Source organism: Desulfuromonas thiophila (assembly GCF_900101955.1).
Classification (GTDB): domain Bacteria; phylum Desulfobacterota; class Desulfuromonadia; order Desulfuromonadales; family Desulfuromonadaceae; genus Pseudodesulfuromonas; species Pseudodesulfuromonas thiophila.
The window spans coordinates 24,267-47,274 of sequence record NZ_FNAQ01000003.1 but is presented as its reverse complement, the minus strand read 5'-3'; the positions used below and the strand labels follow the sequence as shown (position 1 = coordinate 47,274).

Below are 23,008 nucleotides of genomic sequence, written 5' to 3'. Positions count from 1 at the left end.
GCCATGGCCAGGCCGGACGACCAGGCTTCTGGCCACGCAGCGCAGCGGCCGCTGTGGAGCAACCGCCTCGGCTTCGTGCTGGCGGCGGCCGGCAGCGCCGTTGGACTGGGCAATGTCTGGAAATTCCCCTACATCGCCGGTGTCAATGGTGGCGGCGCCTTTGTGCTGGTCTACCTGCTGTGTATCGCCCTGGTCGGCGTGCCGATCATGATGGCCGAACTGATGATCGGCCGCCACACCCGCAAGGACGCCATCGGCGCCTTTGCCGCGCTGGAACCCGGCCGGCGCTGGTGGCACGGTGCCGGCTGGATCAGCGTGGCGGCGGCCTTCATCATCAGCTCTTACTATTCGGTCGTGGCCGGCTGGACGCTGGATTATGTCTGGCGCTCGCTGCACGACGGCTTCGGCGCCCTGGCCCCCAGCGTCATTGAAAGCCAGTTTGGCACCCTGCTGGAAAATGGCCTGCGCCAGGGGCTGTGGCATCTGTTGTTCATGTTCTTGTGCCTGGCCGTGGTCATCGGCGGCGTACAACGTGGGATCGAACGCTGGAGCCGCATCCTCATGCCGGCCCTGCTGGCCCTGCTGATGCTGCTGTTCGTCAACGGCTTGCGCAGCGATGGTCTGGAGGAAGCGTTACGATTTCTGTTCGCCCCCGATTTCGGCCGTTTAAGCGCCGACGCCTGGCTCGAAGCCCTCGGCCACTCCTTTTTTACCCTGTCACTGGGCATGGCCGCCATGATCACCTACGGCTCCTACCTCAAGCCTGACGAAAATCTGTTCGGCGTCAGCCTGCGGGTCGCCGGCCTCGACACCCTTATTGCCCTGATGGCCGGGATCGCCATCTTTCCCATCGTGTTCGCCGCCGGTCTCGAAGCCGCATCCGGGCCGGGACTGATCTTCCAGACCCTGCCGGTAGTGTTCAGCCAGATCGAGGGCGGCGCCCTGCTGGCACCGTTGTTCTTCGTCCTGCTGGCCTTTGCCGCCCTGACCAGCAACATCTCGCTGCTCGAAGCCCAGATTGCCTATCTCATTGACGAACGCGGCTGGTCACGCCGGCGGGCCAGTGTCTGTGTCGCCGGCGCCGCCTTTACCGTCGGCATTCCCACGGCCCTGTCCGGCAACCTGCTGAAGAACTGGCACCTGATCGGCGAGCGCACCTTCTTTGACAGCGCCGATCTGCTGGCATCAAGCTATCTGCTGCCGCTGGCCGGGCTACTGATCGCCCTCTATGTCGGCTGGTTCTGGCGCGGCGAGGCGGAAAAGGCGGAACTGATCCAGGGCGGCTGCGGTGGCCTCTACCCCTTGTGGCACGGCCTGATCCGCTATGTGGCCCCCCTGGCAGTGACGGTCATTCTGGTCAACAAGGCCATTCAAGCCGGCCTGTGGCAGGTGCTGCGGCGCCTTCTGGGGCTGGCATGACCACAGGCTGCCTGCTGTTCGATCTCGATGGCACGCTGGTCGATTCGGCCCGCGATCTAGCCGACAGTGTCAACCGGCTGCGGCAGGAACTGGACCTGGCCCCGCTGCCGCCGGCCACGGCCCTGAGCTATGTCGGTGATGGCGCCACCCGCCTGGTGCAACGCGCCCTTGACGCGGCCTATCGACCCGAGCACCTGCAGCGCTACCTGGCCATCTACCGCGCCCACCTGCTGGACCACAGCCGCCCCTATCCCGGCATCATCAGGCTGCTGGAGCAACTGGCCGACCGGCCGCTGGCCGTGGTCACCAACAAGCCCCTCGGGCTGGCGCTCTGCCTGCTCGACGGGCTTAAGCTGCTGCCGCACTTTGCCCTGGTGATTGGCGGCGACAGCCTGGCGGAAAAGAAACCTTCGCCGCTGCCGCTGCACAGCGCCCTTGCCCGGCTGCAGGGCCGGGCGGCCGCCAGCTGGATGATCGGTGATCATTGCACCGATCTGGGCGCGGCGGCAGCCGCCGGCGTACCGGCATTGTTCTGCCGTTATGGCTTTGGTGAACGACGCGGCCAGCCCTGTGCCGGCGAACTGGACGCGCCCCTCGATCTGCTGGCCTATCTGGATTGACCCACCCCCATGCCTGACAGCCTCTGCGCCCAGCGCCTGACCCTGCGCACCCTCAGCCTGTTCTTCTTTCCGCTGCTGCTCAATGTGCAGCTGATGAGTGTATCCCACGCCATCATCAACGCTGCCCTGGCGCGGCTGGAGGACTACATCCTGGCGCTGGCGGCCTTCTCCGTCGCCATGGTGGTGCATCTGCTGTTCGCCTCGCCGTCGTACCAGAACCACACCATCACCATCGCCATCGTCCGTGGCCGGCGGTCCCTGCGCGGCATGGTGCTGTGCGTCTGCCTGATTGCCACCTATGTGTCCCTGATGCTGGGGCTGATCGCCTTCACGCCGCTGGGCGATCTGTTGCTGCGCCGCATCCTCGGCGTGACGCCCGAAATCGCCGCCGCCGCTCGTCAGGCGCTGGCGCCCATGTGCCTGCTGCCCTTTTTCACCGGCTTTCGCGGTCTGTTCCAGGGACTGGTGATCCGCGCCCGCCTCACCCATCTGGTCAGTCTGGCCACCGGGGTGCGGGTCGGCGCCCTGTTGCTGCTGCTCCATCTCGGTCGGCCCTGGTTTGCCGGCGCCCAGCTCGGTGCCGCCGCCCTGCTGGGCTGCATCATCTGCGAAACGGCCCTGATGGCCTGGTTCGCCTGGCGCTGCGGCATCGGGACCAGCGGCGCCGTGGAAAAAACCCCGCTCGAAATCCTCCGTTTCGCCCTGCCGGTGGCCTTTTCCTCCGGCCTGCAACAGACCATCCCGGTGGTCATCAGCGCCATCATCAGCCGCCTGCCCGATGCCGCCCTGGCCCTGGCGGCCTTCGGCGTCATCCGCGCCCTGCTGTTTCTGCTCTCCGGTCCCATGCGCAACCTGCAGCAGGCCTATCTGACCCTGGTGGAAACGGATGCGGACTACCGCGTGCTGCTGCGCTTCTTCTTCTCTGTCAGCCTTGGCATGGCAGCACTGACCCTGGCCATCGCGCTGCCATTCAACCCGCTGATTCTCGGCTCGGTGCTCGGTCTGGCCGATGATCTGCGCCTGTACTTGGTACTGCCCTTCTGCCTGTGCGCGATCTTTCCACTGTTTTACGGCGCCACCAATCTGTTGCGGGCCCATTTTACCGCCAGTCATCAGACCCTGGTGCTGAGTCAGGCGACGCTGTTGAAGTTTACCTATCTGCTGCTATGCTGGCTCGGCAGCTTGCTGCTGCCCCCCGGAATACCAGGAATCCTGCTGGCCATTTTCCTGCTGATCAGCAGCGAATGCGCCGAGGCCCTGTTTCTGCGCTGGCGTCGGGCCGGCGCCGCCATCGTCCCGGCCAGCCGCTGAGAGCAATAATGGCGATTCCGACCGGTCTTTAATATCGACTGATTATTTTATTAATGCTACGTTCTCTCCTCTGACGCGCTGCGACCTTCCCGACCAGTCCGGCATCACGGGTCGCACCGCCACCGTTTCTTCCACCGAGGACCGCCATGGCCGCACCGGTCGACATCAGCGCCAGTCTGCGCACCTTTCGCCGCCTGTTGCTGCTGTGCTTCGGGCTGATCAGTCTGCTGCTGGGTATTGCTGTCGCGACCTTTTTCGTCCATCAGGCGCGTCAAACCGAGCAAGCCTGCGCCACCCAGCTGCGCCTGCTTGGCCAGCTTTACGCCCGACAACTGAGCTTCTGGCGCCAGCAGCAGATCGGCGCCGCCGAACTGCTGAGTCAGGATCGCCGCTTCGTCGATCTGGCCGGTGCGCTGCTGCAACGTCAGGAGCCCGGCGCCGCCGCGGCCCTGCGCGAACGGCTGCAACCGCTGTTCCGCCGCAGCGAAATTCATGCCCTCGGCCTGTGCGACGCTGACGGGCAGCTGCTGTTGCTGCTGAGTGATAACCCCGCCTGGACCGCCCACTTCGACCCCGCCGATGCCCGCCGCAGCCTGGCCCTGGCACAACCGCTGTTCAGCCGCATCACCCAAGACTGCCCCGACAGCGCCGGCCAGTCCCTGCCACCGGTGCCGCCCCACATGAACCTGATTGTGCCGCTGCCGGCCGCGGCTGGCGGCGCGCTGGTGGTTTTTCTCGACCCGCTGAAGGTGCTGATACCGCTGCTGCACGACTGGCCGGTGCCCAGCGACAGTGCCGAAATCATTCTGGTACGGCAGCTGCAGGATCAGATCCTGCGCCTGACACCAACACGCTTTGGCGACAACTGCGCGCCTCTGACCAAGGCCACACCACCCCCCGGCGAGCTGACCCTTGGCCGCGCCATGCTGGATGGCCGAACCGGCTTCATCCGCGCCCTCGACTACCGCCTGACGCCGGTTTTCGCCCAGATTGAAGCCGTACCCGGCAGCCCCTGGCTGCTGGCCGCCAAGATCGACCGGCAGGAGGCGCTCAGGCCGCTGCGCCACAGCCTCTGGCGCACCAGTCTGCTGGCGCTGGCCAGCCTCACCGGTCTGGGATTCATCCTGCTGCTCTGGTGGCGGCAGCAGCAGGCCCGCTATCTGGCCGACTTCCACCAGGCCGAGCTGCGCAACCGTCTGCTGGCAAGCCGCATCGACGATCTCAGCCGCCACGCCAACGACATCATTCTGCTGTGCGATCCGCAGGGCGCCATTCTTGACGGTAACGAACGAGCGCTGGAGAGCTACGACCTGTCGCTGGAGGAGCTCCGGCAACGCAGTCTGCTGCAATTGTGCGATCTGGAAGAAAGCGAAGCGGCTCTGCTGTGGCAGCAGCTCAGTCTGCAGCCGGCGGTGCGGCTCGACTGCCTGCAGCGGCGCAAGGACGGCAGCAACTTCCCGGTGGAGGTCAGCGCCCGCTGGATTGAGCAGGAAGGGCAACGTCTGCTGCAGGCCATCATCCGCGACATCTCCGAACGCAAGGAGGCTGAAGAACGCCTGCACCACCAGGCCCGCCACGACGCCCTTACCGGCCTGCCCAACCGCACCCAGATCAGTGAACAGCTGCGCCACGCCATCCTGCGGGCTCAGCGCAGCCATAATCAGGTGGCGCTGTTGTTTCTTGACCTGGATCTGTTCAAGAACATCAATGACAGTCTCGGCCACGCCACCGGCGATGCCCTGCTGCGCGCCCTGGCCCGCCGCATGCGTTCCGTCCTGCGGGAAAAAGACAACATCGGCCGCTTCGGCGGTGACGAGTTTCTGGTGCTGATCGAGGACATTCAGGAACTGGCCGATATCGTTCTGGTTGCCAACAAGCTGGCGGACACCGTTGCCCAGCCACTGACCATTGAAGGGCGCGAACTCTGTGTCACCACCAGCATCGGCATCAGCATCGCTCCCGACGACAGCACCAGCGCCGAGCAGTTGATCCGTTTCGCCGACACCGCCATGTATCAGGCCAAGGAACGTGGCCGCAACAACTTCCAGTTCTTCACCAGCGACATGAACCTGCGCCTGCAGCAGCGGCTGGAGCTGGAAAACGACCTGCGCAAGGCCCTGCAGCAAAATCAGCTGCTGCTGCACTATCAGCCCCAGATTGATCTGCGCAGCGGCGCCATCGTCGGCAGCGAGGCGCTGGTGCGCTGGCAGCATCCCCAACGTGGTCTGCTCGGCCCCGACCTGTTCATTCCGCTGGCCGAACAGACCGGCCTGATCAGTGATATCGGCCGCTGGGTGCTGCACGAAGCCTGTCTGCAGAACCGGCTCTGGCAACAGCAGGGCTTTGCCGATCTGGCGGTGGCCGTCAACCTGTCGGCGCGCCAGTTTCAGAATCTGCAGTTGGTCGAGGAGGTGCTGGCTGTGCTGCGCGACACCGGCCTGGCCGCCGCGGCACTGGAGTTGGAACTGACCGAAAGTCTGCTGATGAGTGATGTCCAAACCGCCGTCGAGCAGATGCAACGCCTGAGTCAGGCCGGCATCCGTCTGGCCATCGACGACTTCGGCACCGGCTACTCCTCGCTCAATCACCTGCACCGTTTTCCCCTCGACCGGCTCAAGGTCGACCGCAGCTTCGTCCAGAGCATCGCCCAGCAGGACAGCACCATCGCCCGCTCCATCATTGTGCTGGCACACGAACTGGGCCTGGAGGTGATTGCCGAAGGCATTGAAACCGCTCCCCAGCGCGATTTTCTGCTGCAACACCGTTGCCATTTCGGTCAGGGCTATCTGTTCAGCCCGCCGGTGAGCGCCGCCGACTTTGGCGCGCTGCTGCGTCAGGCGGTTTTTTCGCCGGCCGAGTAAAGAAATGTCTGCCGATACCCGATGAGTACCACGGATGGTCTTTTTGTCTCGTTTAGCGGAACCCCCTGCCCATGAGCCCTGACCCCAAAGCGCCGGCCGATCCGGCGTCGCCGTTCGCACCGGCCAACGGCCAGGTGGTGCTGGAACGCCACGAGGACGATTACAGCCTGCAACTGGTCATCAGCTCCGACGAGCGCCGCTGTCTGGCCAGCATTGTGCCGACACGGGCGGCCAGCGATCTGCTGGACGAGCAGCGTCTGCTGCGCGATCTGGAACAGGGCGGTATCTGCGACGGCGTCCGGCTGGAGGCGATCAGGGACTTCTGCCAGAAGGCCTGCAAAGGCGAAAATCAGCGACAGGTGGTGCTGGCAGCGACGGAGGCGCCACAGAAGGGCAAGGATGGCTGGCTGGAGCTGAAGGTCCGGCTGGCAGGCTCGGCAAACGAAGGCGGCTTTGTCGAAAACGAAAAAGGCCAGGTCGATCTCTACACCCTCAACCTGTTCACCTGTGTCGAACCGGGACAGGAAATTGCCGTGCTGCATCCGCCGGAAGAAGGCGTCTCGTCCTTCACCGTCACCGGCAAGCTGCTGCCGGCTGAGTCCGGTGCCGAGGCTGAGGTCCGATTGGGCAGCGGCCTGCACCGCGATGGCGACCGTTTCGTCGCCGATCTGGCCGGGCGGGTCGAATGGAGCGAGCAGGTTCTCGCCGTCAGCGAGGATTACGTCATCCACGGCGATGTCGATCTGAGCGTTGGCAATATCCGCTTTCCCGGCAACGTGTTCGTGCGCGGTGACGTACTTGATGATTTCGATATCCGTTGCGGTAAAAACCTGACGGTGGTGGGCAATGTCGGCGCCTGTCACCTCATCATCGATGGCGACGTCAGCCTGGGCAGCATGGCCGGCAAGAACGAAGGCCTGGTCAAATGCGGCGGCAATCTCAAGGCGCGTTATCTCAACAGCGTCTATATCGAATGCCTCGGTGATGTCGTCGTCGACAACGAAATCCGCAACTCGGTGGTCAAAAGTGGCGGCGCCGTGCTGCTGCCCGGCGGCCAGATCAGTGGCGGTGAAACCGTCGCCCTCAAGGGCATCGAGGCCAAGATCATCGGCGCCACCGCCGGCGTGCCCACCCGGCTGTGCGCCGGCGTCTACTTCCCCGAAAACGATCGGTTGGCATTTCTCAAAAGCCAGCAGAAAAGCCTGACACTGCAGCGCAAGTTCATCCACCACTGCCTCGGACCGCTGGAAAAACAGGTGACCCAGGCCGGCGAAACGCCCGGCGCATTGGAAAAACGGCTGCAGATTCTGCGTGACCGGCTGGTGCTGATCGACAAGATGGAAGCGGACATCAAACGCGAGCTGAGCCAGTTCACCTTCGGCGAGCATCCCGGCAACGCTAAAATCAACGTTCAGCGGCTGATCAAGGAGCAGGTCCGCATCCAGCTGGGCACCGTCAGCGACGAGCTGCGTTTCGAGCAGTTTGGCCCCTTATCGATCATCGCCGACCCGGTCCGCGGTCTGCTCAGTTTCAACGAATATTCGCCCCTGACCATCAATGCCGACGACATGGAACCGCAGGAGCCCGCCGCCGATCCCAATGCCGACGACAGCCTGCAACAGGGCAGCAGGGTTCCCTAGCCGGCCAGCTCGCGCGAGCGCTGCGCGGCGCAGGCGACCGCTTCGATCACCGCGCTGCGCAGACCGGCGGCTTCCAGACAGCGCAGGGCGGCAATGGTGGTGCCGGCCGGGCTGCACACCCGGTCACGCAGCAGCGCGGGATGTTCCCCCTCCTGCAGCACCATCTGGGCCGCGCCGGCCACCGTCTGTGCCGCCAGTTGCAAGGCAACGTCGCGCGGCAGTCCTTCGAGCACACCACCATCCGCCATGGCCTCGATCAGCAGATAGGCATAGGCCGGGCCGGAACCGGACAGGCCGGTCACCGCGTCGAGCAGCGCCTCCTTGACCACCTGCACCTGGCCAACCGAGCGGAACAGGGCGCAGGCCCGCTGTTCGTCCGCGTCGGTGGCATTGCGCCCCCGGCTGATCCCCGCCGCTCCGGCACCGATCAGTGCAGGGGTATTGGGCATCACCCGTATTACCCGCGGCGTGCCTCCGAGCAGTTTTTCCAGCCGCGCCGTCGACACCCCGGCCAGGATCGAAATCAGGCAGTGATGGGGCTCGAACAGATCACTGATCGGCGCCAGCGCCGCTTCCGCCGCCTGCGGCTTGACCGCCAGCACGATGATATCGGCCTGCTCCAGCAGCGCGCTGCTCTGCGTCAGGGCCTGCACGCCATAGCGCTGGCGCAACTGCTCGCGGCGACTGTCAAGCAATTCAGCCACCAGCAGGTTGGCCGGTGCCGCGCCTGCGGCCAGCAGGCCGCGTATCAGCGCCTCGGCCATGTTGCCGCCACCAATAAAACCTATCCGCATCTGTCCGAGTGCCTGCACCATCTTACCTCCCTCTGCCGCCTCTTCTGTCATCCTGTTCAGGATGGGTTAAAAGCACCGTATTCGGCGCGACCTTCGACCAAAGCGGCGCAAAAGTCAAGCCAGCCGCTGCCGTTTGTGCTACATTCCCAGGCCGTAACACCAATCGACGGCGGCGGCCTTTTTCTATTCACTAGCCAAAAGCATCAAAGGGGAAATCTGACCCATGGACCTGTGGTACACGGAAAAACATTCGGAAAATGTCGGCATCACCCTCAAGGCGACCCGCACCCTGTTCTCCGGCAAGAGCCCGTTCCAGCAGCTTGACATCATCGAAACCCTCGAATACGGCCGCATGATGCTGCTCGACGGCCTGGTGATGGTGACCGAGCGCGACGAATTTGTCTATCACGACATGATCAGCCACCCGGCGCTGTTCACCCATCCCTGCCCCAAGCGGGTACTGGTCATCGGCGGCGGCGATGGCGGCAGCATCCGTGAGATCATGAAACACGCGACCGTGGAAGAAGCGGTGTTGTGCGAAATCGATGGCCTGGTCATCGAAAAATCCATCGAGCTGCTGCCTTCCATGGCCTGTGATATCGACGGCAGCAACCCGCGCGTCACCCTGCATGTCGATGACGGCCTGGCCTACATCCGCGAGCATCAGGACGCCTTCGACCTGATTCTGGTCGATTCCACCGACCCCATCGGGCCAGCTGTCGGCCTGTTCGAGGAGGATTTCTACCGGTTGGTGCATGGCGCGCTGAAAAAAGATGGCATCATGGTGGCGCAGAGCGAATCACCCTTCTACCATGCCGAAATTCAGAAAAACATGTACCGCAACCTGCGCAACGTGTTCCCCATCGTCGAGATGTACCAGGCCTTCATTCCGACCTATCCCAGCGGGCTGTGGAGCTTCGCCTTCGCCAGCAAGCAGTACCATCCGGTGCGCGACTTCGATAAAGCCCGCGCCGCCGCCCGGCCGTTCCACACGCGCTACTACAACGAGGACCTCCACCTGGGTGCCTTCATGCTGCCGACCTTCGCCCGCGAAAATATCGCGCCGTAACCCTCTTTCAAGGAGGTTGCCATGAACAGCACTGCCGCCAGCACCTGGACGCTGGCCGATTCCGCCGCCCTCTACGGCCTGGAACAGTGGGGACGGGGCTTCTTCGGCCTCAACAGCGCCGGCGAGATCGTGCTCAAGCTGCCCACAGCACCCGCGCTTGAGGTATCGCTGGTGGACATCCTCGCTGGCCTGCGCCAGCGGGGCCACGACCTGCCGCTGCTGCTGCGCGTCGAGAACCTGCTCGACGCCCGGCTGGCCTTTCTCTACGACGGCTTCAATCGCGCCATCGAACGCTTCGGCTACAGCAACCGCTACCGCGGCGTGTTTCCCGTCAAGGTCAACCAGCAATGTCAGGTCATTGAGGAAATCGTCCGCGCCGGCGCCCCCTACGGTCACGGCCTGGAAGCCGGCAGCAAGGCCGAACTGGTGCTGGCCCTGGCCAGCCTGCCGCCCGGCGGCCTGCTGGTGCTCAACGGTTACAAGGATCAGGAATTCATCGATCTGGGGCTGTGGGCGCACAAGCTTGGCCACTGCTGCTTCTTTGTCATTGAATCACCGGCGGAACTTGACCTGCTGCTGCTGCGCGCCAAACTGTTCAACCTGCGACCGCGCATCGGCGCCCGCGTCAAGATTTCCGCCAAGGTCGGCGGCCTGTGGACCGAGACCAGTGGCGACCGCAGCAGTTTCGGCCTGAGTTGCAGCCAGTTGCTCGATCTGGTGGAAACCCTCAAGCAGCACGATCTGCTCGACTGCCTGCAGCTGCTGCACTGCCACCTGGGTTCACAGATTCCCCATTTGCAGGACATCCGCGCCGGCGTTGCCGAGGCCAGCCGCTACTATGCCGCCCTGGTGGCCGAGGGTGCGCCCATGGGCCATCTCGACTTCGGCGGCGGCCTGGCGGTGGACTACAGCGGCGGCCGCAGCGGCCATGTCTACTCGCGCGACTACCAGCTGCAGGACTACTGTGATGCCCTGATCGGCGGCGTGCAGCAGTGTCTGACGCCGCAAGGCATCGCCCTGCCGCAGATCATCACCGAATCGGGCCGCGCCACCGTGGCCTATGCCTCCATGCTGCTGTTCGACATTCTCGACGTGCAGCGTTTCGACCTCGACTGTCCGGCAGCGCAAAACGTCGCCGATGCCGATCTGGCACTGCTGCAGCAGCTCTGCCACCAGCCCATCAGCCCGCCGGTAGCGGCCGTCTGTTATCGTCAGGCCCAGGCGGCGCGCGACGTCATCCGGCAGAAGTTCCAGCTCGGTCAGCTCGACCTGCGCCAGCGCAGCCACGGCGAAACCCTGTTCCTCGCTCTGGCGCGGCGCATCCTCAACCTGCCCGGCGTCACCCTGCAGGAGGATCTGGCCGAGCTGCCCCAGAGCCTGTCGGATATCTATTACGGCAACTTCAGCGTCTTCCAGTCGCTGCCTGACACCTGGGCCATCGGCCAGCTGTTCCCGGTGGTGCCGTTGCACCGCCACAATGAACAGCCCGACCGCCAGGCCATTATTTCCGATCTGACCTGCGATTGCGACGGCAAGCTTGATCGTTTCATCGTCGCCGGCCGCCAGCAGACCACCCTGCCGCTGCACGGGCTCAGAACCGGCGAACCCTATTATCTGGGCGTATTTCTGATGGGTGCCTATCAGGAAACCCTGGGCGATCTGCACAACCTGTTCGGCGATACCCATGTGGTCAGTGTGCGCCTCAATGCCGAGGGCGGCTTCGACGTGCTGCGCGAAATCAGCGGTGACAGCATCGGCGAGGTGCTCAGCTATGTCGAATACCAGCCCCAGCAGCTGTTCGAACAGATGCGCCGCGCCGCCGAACAAGCCGTGCGCAGCGGCCGTTTCAGCATCGCCGAACGCCAGCAGTTCCTCACCACCTTCGCCGACCGGCTGGCCGGTTACACCTATTACCGCAGCTGAGCAAAAAGGGGAGCCTTTCCATGACGGAGGGCTCCCCTGCGATTCTTCTCTTGCCAGCGGGGCCTCAGCACAGACCCGCCCGAATATGATCCGCCCACTTGACCGCCTCCCAGTAAGCCGTACGTAGTGCCGGATTCTCGCCGACAGCGCCATTCTGCTGCATCAGGGCGGAAGCCTCATAGGTTTTGACCTGATCGAGAATGGCGCCACAGGGGCCACCATGTTCCAGCAATGCCGTCTTGATTTCCTGCGACAGCGGCAGACTGGAGAGAATCTGCTCCATGGGCGCATCGAGAATGCTGTCGAGCAGGGAAAACAATCCCACCGTAAAGCAGGTCTGTACCCCTTGAGGCTGCGACTGCTGCGCCAGCAGAGCACACATGCGGCCCCGGATCAGCGCCATGCCCATCAATTCCAGAGGCTTCTCGCTCACCCCACCCAACAGCAGCACACAGGTCCAGGTCCGGATATGATCGAGACCAAAACGCACGATGGCCTGCCGAATCGACGATACCGGATGAATCAGTGAATAATAGCTGGAGTTGATCTGGCGCAGCAGCTTGACACTGAGATTGACATCGGACTGAATGATTTGCTCCACCCGCTCCAGCACCACATCGGGCCGCTGCAGTTCAGCCACCAGTTGCAGCAGCGCCAGGCGTGAAGGGGGCAGTTTCTTGCCCGTGACGATCTTCGGCTTGCTGAAGAAATAACCCTGAAAATAGTCGAAGCCCAGATCACGACAGGCCTGAAACACCTCATTGGTTTCAACCTTTTCCGCCAGAAAAATCAACCTCGGCTTGAGCCCGCGCAGCTGATCGATTCGCTGGCGCAGCACGTCGAAATCAACATCGAGGACTTCGAGCTTGATAATATCGGCCCGCTCGACCAGCGGTTGCAGGCCGGCATCATAAACAAAGTCATCCAGCGCGATCAGATGGCCGGCCGCGCGGAAACGGTCGATGGCCGTCAGCACCTCGGCTGTCGGCTGCACCGTCTCCAGAATTTCCACCACCAGTTGCTGGGCGGCGAACGACAGATCCGGTTTCTGCAGCAAAAACCCCTGAGAAAAGTTACAAAAAGCCTTGTGCGGCCCAACGATGTTTTCCAGGCCGATTTCCAGCAGCACATTGGCCAGCACATCACAGGAAGCCTGATCCACGTCATTGATGCGGGCATAGCCGACATAACCATCGCGATACAGCAGTTCGTAGGCATAAACCTGTATCCGGCGATCAAAAATCGGTTGTCGCCCGATAAAAACATCCTGCATCACTCTCCTCCATGAGCCATCTAACAAAAAAACTCTTTTTCATTGAGCAGGGCAAAGACCACAGGCCCTGCATTTCCTGCGCAAAACTCTACGCCAAAAACCACGCAAAATAAGCAAAATTGTTTTTCACAAAGCCCGCTGACCTCGTGCCGTCGAACACAACCAACCCTCAGCGCCAAGTGGTTTCGCGCAGATAGATGATGCGCTCGCTGCCTTTATAAATCCCGAAGGTGGCGCGGGCGGTGGGGTTGTCGTAGCTGGCATCCGCGTCCCAGTCGAACTGCAACCAGGGCAGCGCCGCCAGCTGCGCCGTCACAGCCACCGCTCCCGGACTGCCTGGCCCGCTGGTCCAGTTCAGTGTACCGGCGCCGGCAGCAAGGGGCGTGAAGGCATTGGCGCCGGGCAATCCAGCCGGATCGGCGACAAAGCTGAAATCGGTCAGCGCCAGCGCCGTGCAGGAATCCGCTCCGTGGGGCACAAAAGACGTGCCGTTATAATACTCCGCCAGCACCGGCAGTGCCAGCGGCAGCAACTCCGAACCATGCGCGTTCACCAGCCGCAAGCGACCCTGGCGCAGCACGACCGCCCCGGCAGCCTGGGCCGAGTCGGCAGCGCCATCGCCATCGCTGTCGAGATCCAGCGCCGCAATGGCGACACCATCGGCATCCTGCAAGACAACACCAAAGCGTACATCATTGAACGGACCATCGGGCGGCAAGGGAAGCGCGGCCCGCGCCAGCCGCAACCGCAGGGAGAAATCGGCGCTGCCCGCCGCCCAGCCACTGTCGCGCTGCCGTCCATCAACCAGCAGGCGACCGCCCAGCGACGTGGCGCTGCCGCCCGGCGCATCCACCGCCGTCAGCAGATAGACTTCACCGGCTGGCGCGGCCTCGTCCTCATCACCGGAAAACTTCGCGTAAGCGCCAACGTAGTTCTGCGTCCTGTCATTGGCCGCATTCTCGGCCTCCAGAGTGAAGGTCAGCGCCAGGGGTTCATCCAGATAGGTAAAGGTCGCCGCCGGCACACAGCCACTGTCGACCCGATTGGTCAGACTGCCCCGCGTCAGACGAAAATGGTGCGGCATAAAGCGCCCGAGCTGGCCACTGCCACTGATCTCCCGGCCGCTGCCAAGATAGTTGGTTGCCTGTGCCTGCAGGGTAACGTTACCCACCTCGCTGTACGTCAGATCCGGCGTGGCGCGGCCGGCAGTAAAATCGGCGGCGGTCAAACTGGTCGGCGCCAGAACACCGGCGCGCCCGCCGCTCGGCTGAACATCCGCCACACTCAGCTGGGTCGGCCAGGCAAAATTGGGTGTCACCGTGCCATCGCCGCAAACCGCCGTCACTGTCACCTCAAAGGGCAGTCCGGCCGCCAGCTTGGGGGCGCCGGCCGCAGTGGCGTTGTTTAGCGGGCTGGTGACCACGAAATGATCGGGCGCAAATACCACCGGCGCGGCCGTGCTGCCCGTCATCAGCAGTCCGGCGTCCTGGCTGGCCTCCTGTCCGTCGTATCGGGCATACAGATGAACCGAGCCGGCATCGGCGTAACGTAGCGACAGGGGCGCGGCGGCCTGAGCATTGAAAGACAGCGCAAGCGCCGTCCCGGGGCTGGCCGTCGACAAGGTCTGGCCATTGAGGGCAAGAGAACGCGTCCCCGTTGCCGGTTCGGCATAGCCACTCCAGAAGCGGACATTGCGTGTCACATCGGCAAAACTGTCATCGCCCACACAAACGCTGGCATCATCATTTTTACGCACAGCCCGCAGCAGGCCCGCCACGGCGGTGCAGGAACGACCAGAAGGCGGCCCGTTACCGGTTAAGCTGTCGAACTCCAGCACAAAGCCGGCATCAGCAAAAAAAAGGGCGCAACTTTGCGTCGCTCCGATAAAACACCGCGTTGCCCCAACAACCTCCGGAGCCGAATTCACCAGCCCCAATTGCACCGTTTCAGCTGTGGTGTGCTTAAGTTTCAATTGCACTTCACCAGACGCTGGAAAGACCAGCGTTTGAATCCGGCCGTTCAGCCAGCCCAGATCCGGCAATGTCACCTGCACCGTCCCACTGAAGCGCTGACTGCAATCCGCATTGCCGCAGGCTCGCAGCGTAACCGTTTCGCTGGCGCAGGTCAGACCCTGTCCATCGTGAATGAACTCGAAATGGTCTGGCCCGGTAACGCAGGATGGGCAACTCCGCGAAGAGCCATCAGCGTTTTTGTGCTGCCTTTGATTGTTATAAGCCTTCGACAAATCAGCCGAACTCTCAACATCGTCCGTCATGGCGATTTCATCGATAACGCCATCAAAAAAGTTGGTAATGTTACCATTGCCCCAGTTCATTGCACCGATGACAAGGGGGCCCGTTGTTTTTTCACAGTATCCGGCATAGTTGGTTACTGACGAAGTGCCTGTGGCGGCCCCGTCGAAGTACATTGAGACCTGAAGTGTCCCACTGAAGGAATTTCTAGCCGTAATCGCGAACGCATGCCACTGCCCATTGGCAACACCGGCGGCCACGGTAAAGGTCGAGGCACCACCATAGCGATTCCAGATGGAAACCTTCAGAGCACCCCCCTCAACAAACACGCGATATTCGCACGAATCACTGGAATCCCCGGCCTTGCACAACAATGTCCCGTTTCCGCTGGTCTTGAACCAACCCGTCAAGGTCATCTTCCCATCGCTAAACAGTGACACCTTACTCAACGGAGAGATATCCGGATGATCGGGTGCTTCGAGATAATAGCGCGCCCCATACCAGGCATTGTTGGGGTCGGCATTATAGCCTTCGCCCCGGAAACGCCGCCCCGCACAGACAACATAACTGGCGGGGTCAAACACATAGGCGGCGTACAAACCATCACTGTTACCCGCCGCATGGAGGCGGGTGGCATGGTTGGCCGTAGCGCTGCTATCTGCCAACACCTCGCTCCTGTTGCACTCATCCAGATGATATTCCATAACCGTCTTGCACCCCGGCAACAAAACCGTCAGGCCGACCAGCAGCCACAGCAACAACATGCGGTTACTCAACAGCATCCTCCTCCACCTCCTCCACCTCCTCCACCTCCTCCACCGTCACCTTCAACTCGCGCGACACATAGTCGGGGTTGGCCACTGTCAGTCCAACCGGGGAGGCCGTCGCGGTAATGTGGTAAATGCGCACCGCTTGCACCCCTTCGCTGTACGGGCTGTCGCCAGGTTCATCAATGGACACCACAACACCGCAGCCCGTGTCGGCCACGGCAAAGGTGGCGCCAACGGCCACGCCGGCGGCCACTCGCGCAATGCCCCACTCCAGCCCCGCCCGCGCCGCCTGGTAGGCGCGCGCCTGCAGCAGCGCCTGGGTGCTGGTAGCCTGCTGCACCGTGCCGAGAGTCACCATGTAAGCGCCAAGCAACCCCAGCACCACCAGCACGAAGATGGCCTGCACCAGGGTGAAGCCCCGCTGGTTGGTTTCAACACCGATCCGTTGACGGCTCCTGTTCATGGCGCGTTATCCACATGGGTCTGCTGCAACAAGCGGATGCGCTCGCCGTCCTCTTGCAGCACCAGCTCGACCGTCACCAATCCGGCGCGGCTGGACAAGCCGGCATCGTAGGTAAAATGAATGTTTTCCATTTTCTGTGCCACCAACACGCCGGTAACCGCGTTCGGCGGACCAGGGCTGTTATCAACAGCATAGCCGGCGTAGCGCCGCAGCTGGCCGGCCTCGAAACGGTAACTGACCACTTCATCCACAATGAAAAAACGCTGGTAGGGGGAAGAAAGAGGATACTGATGCGGCGCTTGCAGAACCAGGTGACGGCTATCGGAGGCGGCCAGATCGAGTGGGGCGACGTTGTCGCCAGTATAGGCGTTGGCTTGCGCCCCGGTCGGCGTAAGGTTGTACAACACCACCAGCTGTCCGTCACGCAGGTCGCCGAAATGCTGCAGGCCACCCACCACATCGAAGCGGTCGTCCAGCGTCGTGAAATCCAGCACATCGCCCGTACCATCGGCGGCAGGCAAACGCCGATAGCGTCCACCATCGACCACATGAAGCATTTCAATCCCGCGCCCTGTGTCAAAGACACGCACGCTGTTGGGCAGAGCGGCGCGGATATCGCGCTGCATGCGGCGCAGAGCCATCTCGGCCTGATCAACCAGTTCGGCGCGGCGGCGCAAATCGACATAGCCTTCGATGGGCCGGCTGATGAACAGGCCGCCCATTGCCGCCAGAATGCCGATGATGACCAATGTCACCACCAGTTCCACCAGGGTAAAGCCGATATCTGTCCTCGCTGTTTGACAAATCAAGCCCGTAGGGGCGACCTGCGGTCGCCTTCTACGACCCAATGTTTCCACCGTATTTTGCCCCATATTCTTTGTATGCCGACAGGAACGACCGCAGGTCACCGCGACGGGAGGGTCGAAATGATTCCGTATTCATGTTGATTCCCGATGCAATGCATCCAATTCCCAACGTAAGGGGTTTGTTTGAATGTATTCGCGAATACGATTGAAATCCTCTTCGTCGCGAATGACATGATCCCAATAATTGCGTTGCCACACCGGCAACCCCGGTGTTTGGCGCATAACATTCACCTGCCTGGTTACAGCGGATTTGAACCCCGCCATGATGGCTCCAATTGATTTTGACAACGGTCCCGTCGGGGCCAACAAAAGCGACCGCAGGTCGCCCCTACGATGAGGGCACACACCGTCGGTTATCCCCACAATGGCGTGAAAATGATTCGGCATAATCACCCATTCGTCCAATTCTACGTTGGCGCGAATTTCACCGGTTTTGATCCATTCTTTTGCGACAACCTTTCCCATGCCGTTCATGATCATCTGGCCGTTGTCCACATCACCAAACAGGCACTCGCGCCCGCTGGTGCAGAGGGTCACAAAATACAGTCCCTTTTGCGTATAATCATACCCCGGCAAACGGTTCGATTTTCGATGATGAATTTCAGGGTTATAGGTCATGTGTACGCCACCATGATTTCATCACCGTAGGGGCGACCTGCGGTCGCCCTGTTCCACTATCAGGGGCAACCGGCCATCAGGGGGCGACCACAGGTCGCCCCTACAGGGGATCAATACGCCGTTCGGTAACCCACCAGGGTCAAATCCCCCATGGCGGAATGGCTGACCCGTACGCGGATTTTTCTGGCGGGAACCTCACTGCCGGACGGACCGAGATTTTCATTGGCCACGCTCACCCGCACGCGGTAATCCGTCAGACCGACAAGGGCAACGCCCTGCCGGTCGCGCGCGCCGCCATCGTCAAGGCCGTGGTAATCATTCACATCATCAAAGTCAGCGCGGCCAGCTTCTGTGGCACCGCCAGGATCGTCAAAGGACTGCAGCAGAATCTCTTCAAGATACGCCTCGGCAATGGCAAGCGCCTGATGCTGAATCATGGGATCGGCGCTGCGGCTGGTGGTGAAATGCATCACCGCAAGCACACCGAGCAGAGCGATGCTGATGATGACCATGGCGACAATGAGTTCCACCAGGGTCACACCCGCGCTGGAGCGCCAGACGCGCATCAATTCACCTCCAGGCAGCCGGTTTCGCGCCAGATGTGGATATGAAAACCGCCATGGCCGATGTTGTCAAAGCGCTGCAGAGCGGGATCGGCACCGGAGACTGCCGCGCGACCAAGAGCGTCGAAACGAAGGGTTTGGGGTGTGAGCGCAACCGGGGACGTTTCGCTGTTGGAAAAGTTGCCGCCCGCCGGGTGCGCTAGCGGGGTGCCATCGGCGTACTGGAGGCTGAACCCGTCGGCGTCAATCACCAGCTCGACAGCGGTGCCACTCGCCACGGCCCGTTTGTGGGCATAGCGCAGGGCGCTAACCAGTTCGTCCCTGAAGGCGATTTCTTCATAATCCTGCAGCTCGAAAAAACGCGGCGCGGCCACGGCGGCCAGAATGCCCAGCAGTACCAGGACCACCACCAGTTCCACCAGGGTAAACCCGTTTGCCTGCTGTCGACTGCAACCCATGGGAAGATTCCATAAAAGATCAAGTCGCGCTGATGACGTCATGTGCAGTCATCGTAAAAAAGGCCGGCAGGTTGCGAAGACTGCCGGCCGGGTCGGATCAGAAATTCCAGCTGTAGGTCTGCGCCGCCGCCAGCATCAGGCCCGCCGTCGGGCCGGGGCCATCGACCACCCCGTCGTTATCCACCCGGGCGATGCGAAAGCGCAGCTTCTTCGGCGTGGCACCACTGCCACCGCTGATGACATCATCGTTTTTGAACACATACACCACTTCGTGGTTGTCGGCGTCATCGTACCAGTAACCGCGCTGTTCGCTGCCGGCGATAATGCCCAGATAGGTTTCGGGCTTCTCCAGCAGCAGATCGTCCATCGGGTAGAGCCGCTCGCCAGCGGTGCCGCCCGTCGAGGCCCACAGGGACAGATCGGCCCCGGTGCTCAAGCCCTGGGCCATGCGCAACGACAGGGCGCTGCGCAAACTGCCCAGCACGCCCTTCACCGCCGAGGCCTCGGCCTGCTTGGTGACCTCGATGAACTTGGGCACCGCCACCGCCGCCAGCAGGGACAACACCACCAGCACCACAACCAGTTCGATCAGGGTGAAACCCTTGGCGTTACGCATAGTTAAAACCTGACACAATTAGGGGGCAACGGCTGAAACAATCGGCGGAGTATCAGCATCAGCTGCTTCAGTATACGTAAAACTATAGGCTCCATAGGTAACAGTAAGCACCGTTTCTGTCGATGTTGCCGAGAAGTCATCCGCATCGGTGGCAAGAATTGTGAGATTATCCAGATCAACCAGATCCGTTAAATTTGCAGTGCTTGCCTCAGGATAACCAAAAGCCAGCTCAACAGTCGCACCATCGACTGTTATTGAAGTGGCCGTACCGCCACCAGCCAGATACTTTCCATGCGCCATCATCACAGCGGATTTCAATGATCCACGAATACCATTAAGAACTCCTCTCTTCGCTTCTCCCTGCATATCCACAAACTTCGGCACTGCCACCGCAGCGAGTATTCCCAGAATCACGATCACGACGATCAGCTCGATCAGGGTAAAGCCTTTCTGGTTGTTCATTGTGTTCTCCTGTGGGATTGGGGTTGAGTCTGCTCTGAGACAACACTGGATTCTTATCGGCCGAAAACGCCGAAAACTTGACCCTCAACCGCGCATGGCGCTGCTGAGATTCCACATGGGCAGGAACACGCCCAGGGCCAGCACCAGCACCATGGCACCGATGATGATGATCAGCACCGGCTCAATGGCGCTGGTGAGGTTTTTCAGTTCGTAGGCCACCTCGCGTTCGTAAAAACCGGCCACCTCCAGCAGCATGCTGTCCACCGAGCCCGATTCCTCGCCCACCGCCAGCATCTGCAGCACCAGCGGGGTGAAGATGGCGCTGGCGGCGGCGCTGCGGGTCAGGGTTTCGCCGCGTTCGAGCTGGTTGCGCATGCCTTCGAGTTTTTCACCCAGATAGCGGTTGTCAATGGCACGGGCGGTATAGGCCAGCGCCTGCACCAGCGGCACGCCACTGCCGTAGCCCATGGCGAAGGCGCGGGCAAAACGCGCCAGGGTGGCACGGCGCAGAATCGAGCCCACCAGCGGCAGGCGCAGTTTGAGCCGGTCCCACAGACGCTCACCGCTGACGGTGCGCAGGTAGCGGCGCAGCAGCAACGATCCCAGCAGCAGCCCGCCGGCGATATATGGCCACCAGTCGCGGGCAAAGTGCGACACCGCCATGATGATGCGCGTGGCCAGAGGCAGCTGGGCGCCGAAGCTGGCGAACACCTTCTCAAACGCCGGAATCACGAACAGGGTGAGAATGCTGATGGCGATGGCGATGGCGACAATGACAAAGGTCGGGTAACGCAGCGCCGCCTTGATCTGTTCGCGGGTCTGTTTTTCAAACTCCAGATACTGCGCCAGCTGCTCGAAGGCCTGCTCCAGATTACCACTGTTTTCGCCCACCTGCACCATGCGGGTCAGCAGCGGCGGAAACACCTCGGGAAAGGCCGCCAGGGCGCTGGAAAGTTCACGGCCGGATTCAAGACCGTCGATCACCCCCTGCAGGGCCTGGCGCAGACGCGGGTTGCGGCTCGATTCCATCAGGCCGCGCAACGCCCGCAGCATGGGCACGCCGGCGCGGGTGAGGGCGTACATCTGACGGCAGAATAGAATCAGATCCTCGCTGCGGACGCGCCGCTGGAACAGCCCGCCCGTGGCACTGCGTTCGGTCCGGCCGGCACGACTTGCGGCTTCGGCAATGCGTACCGGTGTCAGACCGTTTTCCACCAGTTGGGCCGCCACCGCCGCCGGACTGGCCAGTTCGATCTCCCCCTGCACCAGCTGACCGGCCCGACGGGCGCTGTAATGGTACAGCGGCATGCTCAGTTCTCCTCCACCTGACCGGCAATCCGAATCACCTCGGCCAGACTGGTAAGCCCCTGGCGGGCGTAGCCCAGAGCACAATGAGCCAGGGGCACGAAGGCCTTCTGCTGCCGTGCGGCGCCAGCGAAGGCGGCACTGTCGCCGCGCCGCAGGGCGTCGGCCAGTTCATAACCGATCTCCAGCAGTTCAAAGACGCCAATGCGGCCATGGTAGCCGGTATTATTGCACTGGCTGCAACCGCGGCCATGGCGCAGGCCGCTGACCGTCGCAGGGTCAATGCCCTGGCCCTGCAACCAGCTGAGCTGCTGAGCGTCGGGCTCGGCCGGTTCGCTGCAACTGCCGCAGATCCGCCGCACCAGCCGCTGGGCCAGCACGGCCCGCAGCGAACTGGCCACCACATAACCCGCGGCGCCCATGTCAAGCAGACGCAAAGCGGTGCTGACGGCATCGTTGGTGTGCAGGGTCGACAACACCAGGTGACCGGTCATGGCGGCCCGCAGACCGATTTCAGCCGTTTCCTTGTCGCGCATCTCACCCACCATCACGATATCGGGGTCTTGGCGCAGGGCGGTGCGCAGTACGCTGGCAAAGGTCAGACCGACCTTGAGATTGACCTGCACCTGATTGATGCGCGGCAGGCGGTATTCCACCGGATCTTCAACGGTGATGATCTTCTTCTGTGCCGTGTTGAGTTCGTTGAGGGCACCGTACAGGGTGGTGGTCTTGCCGCTGCCGGTGGGACCGGTCACCAGAATCAGCCCATGAGGATGCTGAATATAGCGCCGGAAACGGCCCAGCAACGCGGCAGGCATGCCGATCTGATCAAGACTGAGCAGGCCGCCGGACTGATCGAGCAGACGCATGACCACCGATTCGCCATACTGCAGCGGCATGGTCGACAGACGCACGTCGATGCTCTTGTTCTTGACGCGGATATTGAAGCGGCCATCCTGCGGCAGGCGCCGCTCGGAGATATCGAGGCCGCTCATCAGCTTCAGCCGCGAGACCAGCGCGCCGGCAATGCGCTTCTCCTTCATCACCTGCTCGTGCAACACGCCGTCGATACGCTGACGCAGACGCAGCACCGCTTCGTCCGGCTCGATATGGATGTCCGAGGCGCCCACCTGCACCGCATCCTCGAACAGGGTCTGCAGCAACCGCACCACCGGCGCGTCTTCCAGCTGGCTGTCGGGCAACAGATCGGCCAGATCGAAATCGGTCTGGGCCAGCTCCTCGCCCAGTTCCTCGGCGATGGTCTTGATCTCGTCGGTGCGGCGATAAACACTGTCGAGAGCACGCAGCAGCTCGGCCTCGCGCACCACCGCCGGGCGGATATTTTCCTGGATGCGGCTGACCAGCTTGTCGAGCGCGAAAATGTCCGTCGGATCGGCCATGCCCAGCAACAGGCCGTCGGCGTTGCGCGTCAGCGCCAGTACGCGGAAACGGCGCGCCAGGGTTTCCGGCACGATTTTCACCAGATCGGGATCGAACTGGAAATGACTCAGATCGACAAAGGGAATGCCCAGCTGACGCGACAGAAAAGCCAGCAGCTCATCCTCGCTGATCAGCTGCATCTCCACCAGGGTATGGCCCAGCTTGTGGCCGGTGGCTTTCTGGGCCTGCAGGGCCAGCTGCAACTGGTCATCGCTGATGATGCCCTCGGACACCAGCAGATCGCCGATTCGGATTTTCTTTAAAATGGCCATCATTCCACCTGAG

The 23,008-nt window shown here is 62.2% G+C and carries 19 protein-coding genes; 7 read left to right on the top strand and 12 right to left on the bottom strand.

Translation table 11 applies throughout. The features are described from left to right. Window positions 1-3: 3 nt before the first annotated feature. The 5 genes from BLR80_RS04095 (at window position 4) to BLR80_RS04075 (ending at window position 7,851) form a co-directional block, all read left to right on the top strand. Window positions 4-1,419, top strand: a complete 1,416-nt coding sequence (locus BLR80_RS04095) for a sodium-dependent transporter (RefSeq protein WP_092076563.1) — start codon at window positions 4-6, stop codon at window positions 1,417-1,419. Further along, window positions 1,416-2,039, top strand: a complete 624-nt coding sequence (locus BLR80_RS04090; RefSeq protein ID WP_092076561.1) for an HAD-IA family hydrolase — start codon at window positions 1,416-1,418, stop codon at window positions 2,037-2,039. The genes BLR80_RS04095 and BLR80_RS04090 overlap by 4 nt, the downstream gene beginning before the upstream one ends. A gap of 9 nt (window positions 2,040-2,048) precedes the next feature. Continuing rightward, window positions 2,049-3,350 carry a hypothetical protein gene (locus tag BLR80_RS04085; protein WP_092076559.1) on the top strand — a complete coding sequence of 434 codons (1,302 nt, stop codon included), beginning with the start codon at window positions 2,049-2,051 and terminating at the stop codon, window positions 3,348-3,350. A gap of 146 nt (window positions 3,351-3,496) precedes the next feature. After that, entirely contained in the window at window positions 3,497-6,211 is a 2,715-nt protein-coding gene (locus BLR80_RS04080; RefSeq protein WP_092076557.1) for a putative bifunctional diguanylate cyclase/phosphodiesterase, read from the top strand. Between the two features lie 71 nt (window positions 6,212-6,282). Then, window positions 6,283-7,851 carry a flagellar assembly protein A gene (locus tag BLR80_RS04075; protein ID WP_092076555.1) on the top strand — a complete coding sequence of 523 codons (1,569 nt, stop codon included), beginning with the start codon at window positions 6,283-6,285 and terminating at the stop codon, window positions 7,849-7,851. Here the strand turns inward: BLR80_RS04075 and proC are convergent. Continuing rightward, window positions 7,848-8,666, bottom strand: coding sequence for a pyrroline-5-carboxylate reductase (gene proC / locus BLR80_RS04070; RefSeq protein WP_092076553.1), 819 nt, complete (start codon window positions 8,664-8,666; stop codon window positions 7,848-7,850). The genes BLR80_RS04075 and proC overlap by 4 nt on opposite strands. A gap of 202 nt (window positions 8,667-8,868) precedes the next feature. Between proC and speE the strand changes: the two genes are divergently transcribed. Then, a complete protein-coding gene (gene speE, locus BLR80_RS04065; RefSeq protein WP_092076551.1) occupies window positions 8,869-9,714 on the top strand; it encodes a polyamine aminopropyltransferase in 846 nt (281 codons plus the stop codon). A gap of 21 nt (window positions 9,715-9,735) precedes the next feature. Continuing rightward, window positions 9,736-11,637 carry a biosynthetic arginine decarboxylase gene (gene speA / locus BLR80_RS04060; RefSeq protein WP_092076549.1) on the top strand — a complete coding sequence of 634 codons (1,902 nt, stop codon included), beginning with the start codon at window positions 9,736-9,738 and terminating at the stop codon, window positions 11,635-11,637. Window positions 11,638-11,701: 64 nt separating this feature from the next. Here the strand turns inward: speA and BLR80_RS04055 are convergent, their stop codons facing one another. The 11 genes from BLR80_RS04055 to BLR80_RS04005 all read right to left on the bottom strand — a co-directional run bounded on the left by BLR80_RS04055 (window position 11,702) and on the right by BLR80_RS04005 (window position 22,995). Then, window positions 11,702-12,910 (bottom strand): EAL and HDOD domain-containing protein, encoded by a 1,209-nt coding sequence (locus BLR80_RS04055; RefSeq protein WP_092076547.1) that lies wholly within the window; start codon window positions 12,908-12,910, stop codon window positions 11,702-11,704. A 169-nt stretch (window positions 12,911-13,079) separates the two neighbouring features. Beyond that, window positions 13,080-15,944 carry a LamG domain-containing protein gene (locus tag BLR80_RS04050; RefSeq protein WP_092076545.1) on the bottom strand — a complete coding sequence of 955 codons (2,865 nt, stop codon included), beginning with the start codon at window positions 15,942-15,944 and terminating at the stop codon, window positions 13,080-13,082. Next, window positions 15,931-16,395, bottom strand: a complete 465-nt coding sequence (locus BLR80_RS04045) for a type II secretion system protein (RefSeq protein ID WP_092076543.1) — start codon at window positions 16,393-16,395, stop codon at window positions 15,931-15,933. The genes BLR80_RS04050 and BLR80_RS04045 overlap by 14 nt, the downstream gene beginning before the upstream one ends. Continuing rightward, window positions 16,392-17,204 (bottom strand): PulJ/GspJ family protein, encoded by an 813-nt coding sequence (locus BLR80_RS04040; protein ID WP_092076541.1) that lies wholly within the window; start codon window positions 17,202-17,204, stop codon window positions 16,392-16,394. The genes BLR80_RS04045 and BLR80_RS04040 overlap by 4 nt, the downstream gene beginning before the upstream one ends. A 129-nt stretch (window positions 17,205-17,333) precedes the next feature. Beyond that, a complete protein-coding gene (locus tag BLR80_RS04035) occupies window positions 17,334-17,879 on the bottom strand; it encodes a transposase (RefSeq protein WP_092076539.1) in 546 nt (181 codons plus the stop codon). Between the two features lie 110 nt (window positions 17,880-17,989). Next, on the bottom strand, window positions 17,990-18,445 hold the full coding sequence (locus tag BLR80_RS04030) for a type IV pilus modification PilV family protein (protein WP_092076537.1): 456 nt from the start codon (window positions 18,443-18,445) through the stop codon (window positions 17,990-17,992). After that, the gene (locus BLR80_RS13300) at window positions 18,445-18,900 is read right to left on the bottom strand and encodes a pilus assembly FimT family protein (RefSeq protein WP_092076535.1); all 456 of its coding nucleotides are present in this window, start codon (window positions 18,898-18,900) and stop codon (window positions 18,445-18,447) included. Before BLR80_RS13300 ends, BLR80_RS04030 begins: the two co-directional genes overlap by 1 nt. A gap of 97 nt (window positions 18,901-18,997) precedes the next feature. Continuing rightward, window positions 18,998-19,516, bottom strand: a complete 519-nt coding sequence (locus BLR80_RS04020; RefSeq protein WP_092076533.1) for a prepilin-type N-terminal cleavage/methylation domain-containing protein — start codon at window positions 19,514-19,516, stop codon at window positions 18,998-19,000. 18 nt (window positions 19,517-19,534) lie between these two features. Beyond that, on the bottom strand, window positions 19,535-19,978 hold the full coding sequence (locus BLR80_RS13365; RefSeq protein ID WP_092076531.1) for a type II secretion system protein: 444 nt from the start codon (window positions 19,976-19,978) through the stop codon (window positions 19,535-19,537). A gap of 84 nt (window positions 19,979-20,062) precedes the next feature. Beyond that, window positions 20,063-21,286: a type II secretion system F family protein gene (locus BLR80_RS04010; protein WP_092076529.1), complete on the bottom strand. Its 1,224-nt coding sequence runs from the start codon at window positions 21,284-21,286 to the stop codon at window positions 20,063-20,065. A 2-nt stretch (window positions 21,287-21,288) separates the two neighbouring features. Beyond that, window positions 21,289-22,995 (bottom strand): GspE/PulE family protein, encoded by a 1,707-nt coding sequence (locus tag BLR80_RS04005; protein WP_092076527.1) that lies wholly within the window; start codon window positions 22,993-22,995, stop codon window positions 21,289-21,291. Window positions 22,996-23,008 lie beyond the last annotated feature (13 nt).

Bases quoted from the DNA above. Each gene is read 5' to 3' on its own strand.
- BLR80_RS04010 (WP_092076529.1), bottom strand. From the start codon at position 21,286: ATGCCGCTGTACCATTACAGCGCCCGTCGGGCCGGTCAGCTGGTGCAG.
- BLR80_RS04030 (WP_092076537.1), bottom strand. From the start codon at position 18,445: ATGCGCGTCTGGCGCTCCAGCGCGGGTGTGACCCTGGTGGAACTCATT.
- BLR80_RS04020 (WP_092076533.1), bottom strand. From the start codon at position 19,516: ATGCGTAACGCCAAGGGTTTCACCCTGATCGAACTGGTTGTGGTGCTG.
- BLR80_RS04005 (WP_092076527.1), bottom strand. From the start codon at position 22,995: ATGGCCATTTTAAAGAAAATCCGAATCGGCGATCTGCTGGTGTCCGAG.
- BLR80_RS04045 (WP_092076543.1), bottom strand. From the start codon at position 16,395: ATGAACAGGAGCCGTCAACGGATCGGTGTTGAAACCAACCAGCGGGGC.
- speA (WP_092076549.1), top strand. From the start codon at position 9,736: ATGAACAGCACTGCCGCCAGCACCTGGACGCTGGCCGATTCCGCCGCC.
- BLR80_RS04090 (WP_092076561.1), top strand. From the start codon at position 1,416: ATGACCACAGGCTGCCTGCTGTTCGATCTCGATGGCACGCTGGTCGAT.
- BLR80_RS04050 (WP_092076545.1), bottom strand. From the start codon at position 15,944: ATGCTGTTGAGTAACCGCATGTTGTTGCTGTGGCTGCTGGTCGGCCTG.
- BLR80_RS04085 (WP_092076559.1), top strand. From the start codon at position 2,049: ATGCCTGACAGCCTCTGCGCCCAGCGCCTGACCCTGCGCACCCTCAGC.
- BLR80_RS04035 (WP_092076539.1), bottom strand. From the start codon at position 17,879: ATGACCTATAACCCTGAAATTCATCATCGAAAATCGAACCGTTTGCCG.
- BLR80_RS04095 (WP_092076563.1), top strand. From the start codon at position 4: ATGGCCAGGCCGGACGACCAGGCTTCTGGCCACGCAGCGCAGCGGCCG.
- BLR80_RS13300 (WP_092076535.1), bottom strand. From the start codon at position 18,900: ATGGGTTGCAGTCGACAGCAGGCAAACGGGTTTACCCTGGTGGAACTG.
- speE (WP_092076551.1), top strand. From the start codon at position 8,869: ATGGACCTGTGGTACACGGAAAAACATTCGGAAAATGTCGGCATCACC.
- proC (WP_092076553.1), bottom strand. From the start codon at position 8,666: ATGGTGCAGGCACTCGGACAGATGCGGATAGGTTTTATTGGTGGCGGC.
- BLR80_RS04055 (WP_092076547.1), bottom strand. From the start codon at position 12,910: ATGCAGGATGTTTTTATCGGGCGACAACCGATTTTTGATCGCCGGATA.
- BLR80_RS04075 (WP_092076555.1), top strand. From the start codon at position 6,283: ATGAGCCCTGACCCCAAAGCGCCGGCCGATCCGGCGTCGCCGTTCGCA.
- BLR80_RS13365 (WP_092076531.1), bottom strand. From the start codon at position 19,978: ATGAACAACCAGAAAGGCTTTACCCTGATCGAGCTGATCGTCGTGATC.
- BLR80_RS04080 (WP_092076557.1), top strand. From the start codon at position 3,497: ATGGCCGCACCGGTCGACATCAGCGCCAGTCTGCGCACCTTTCGCCGC.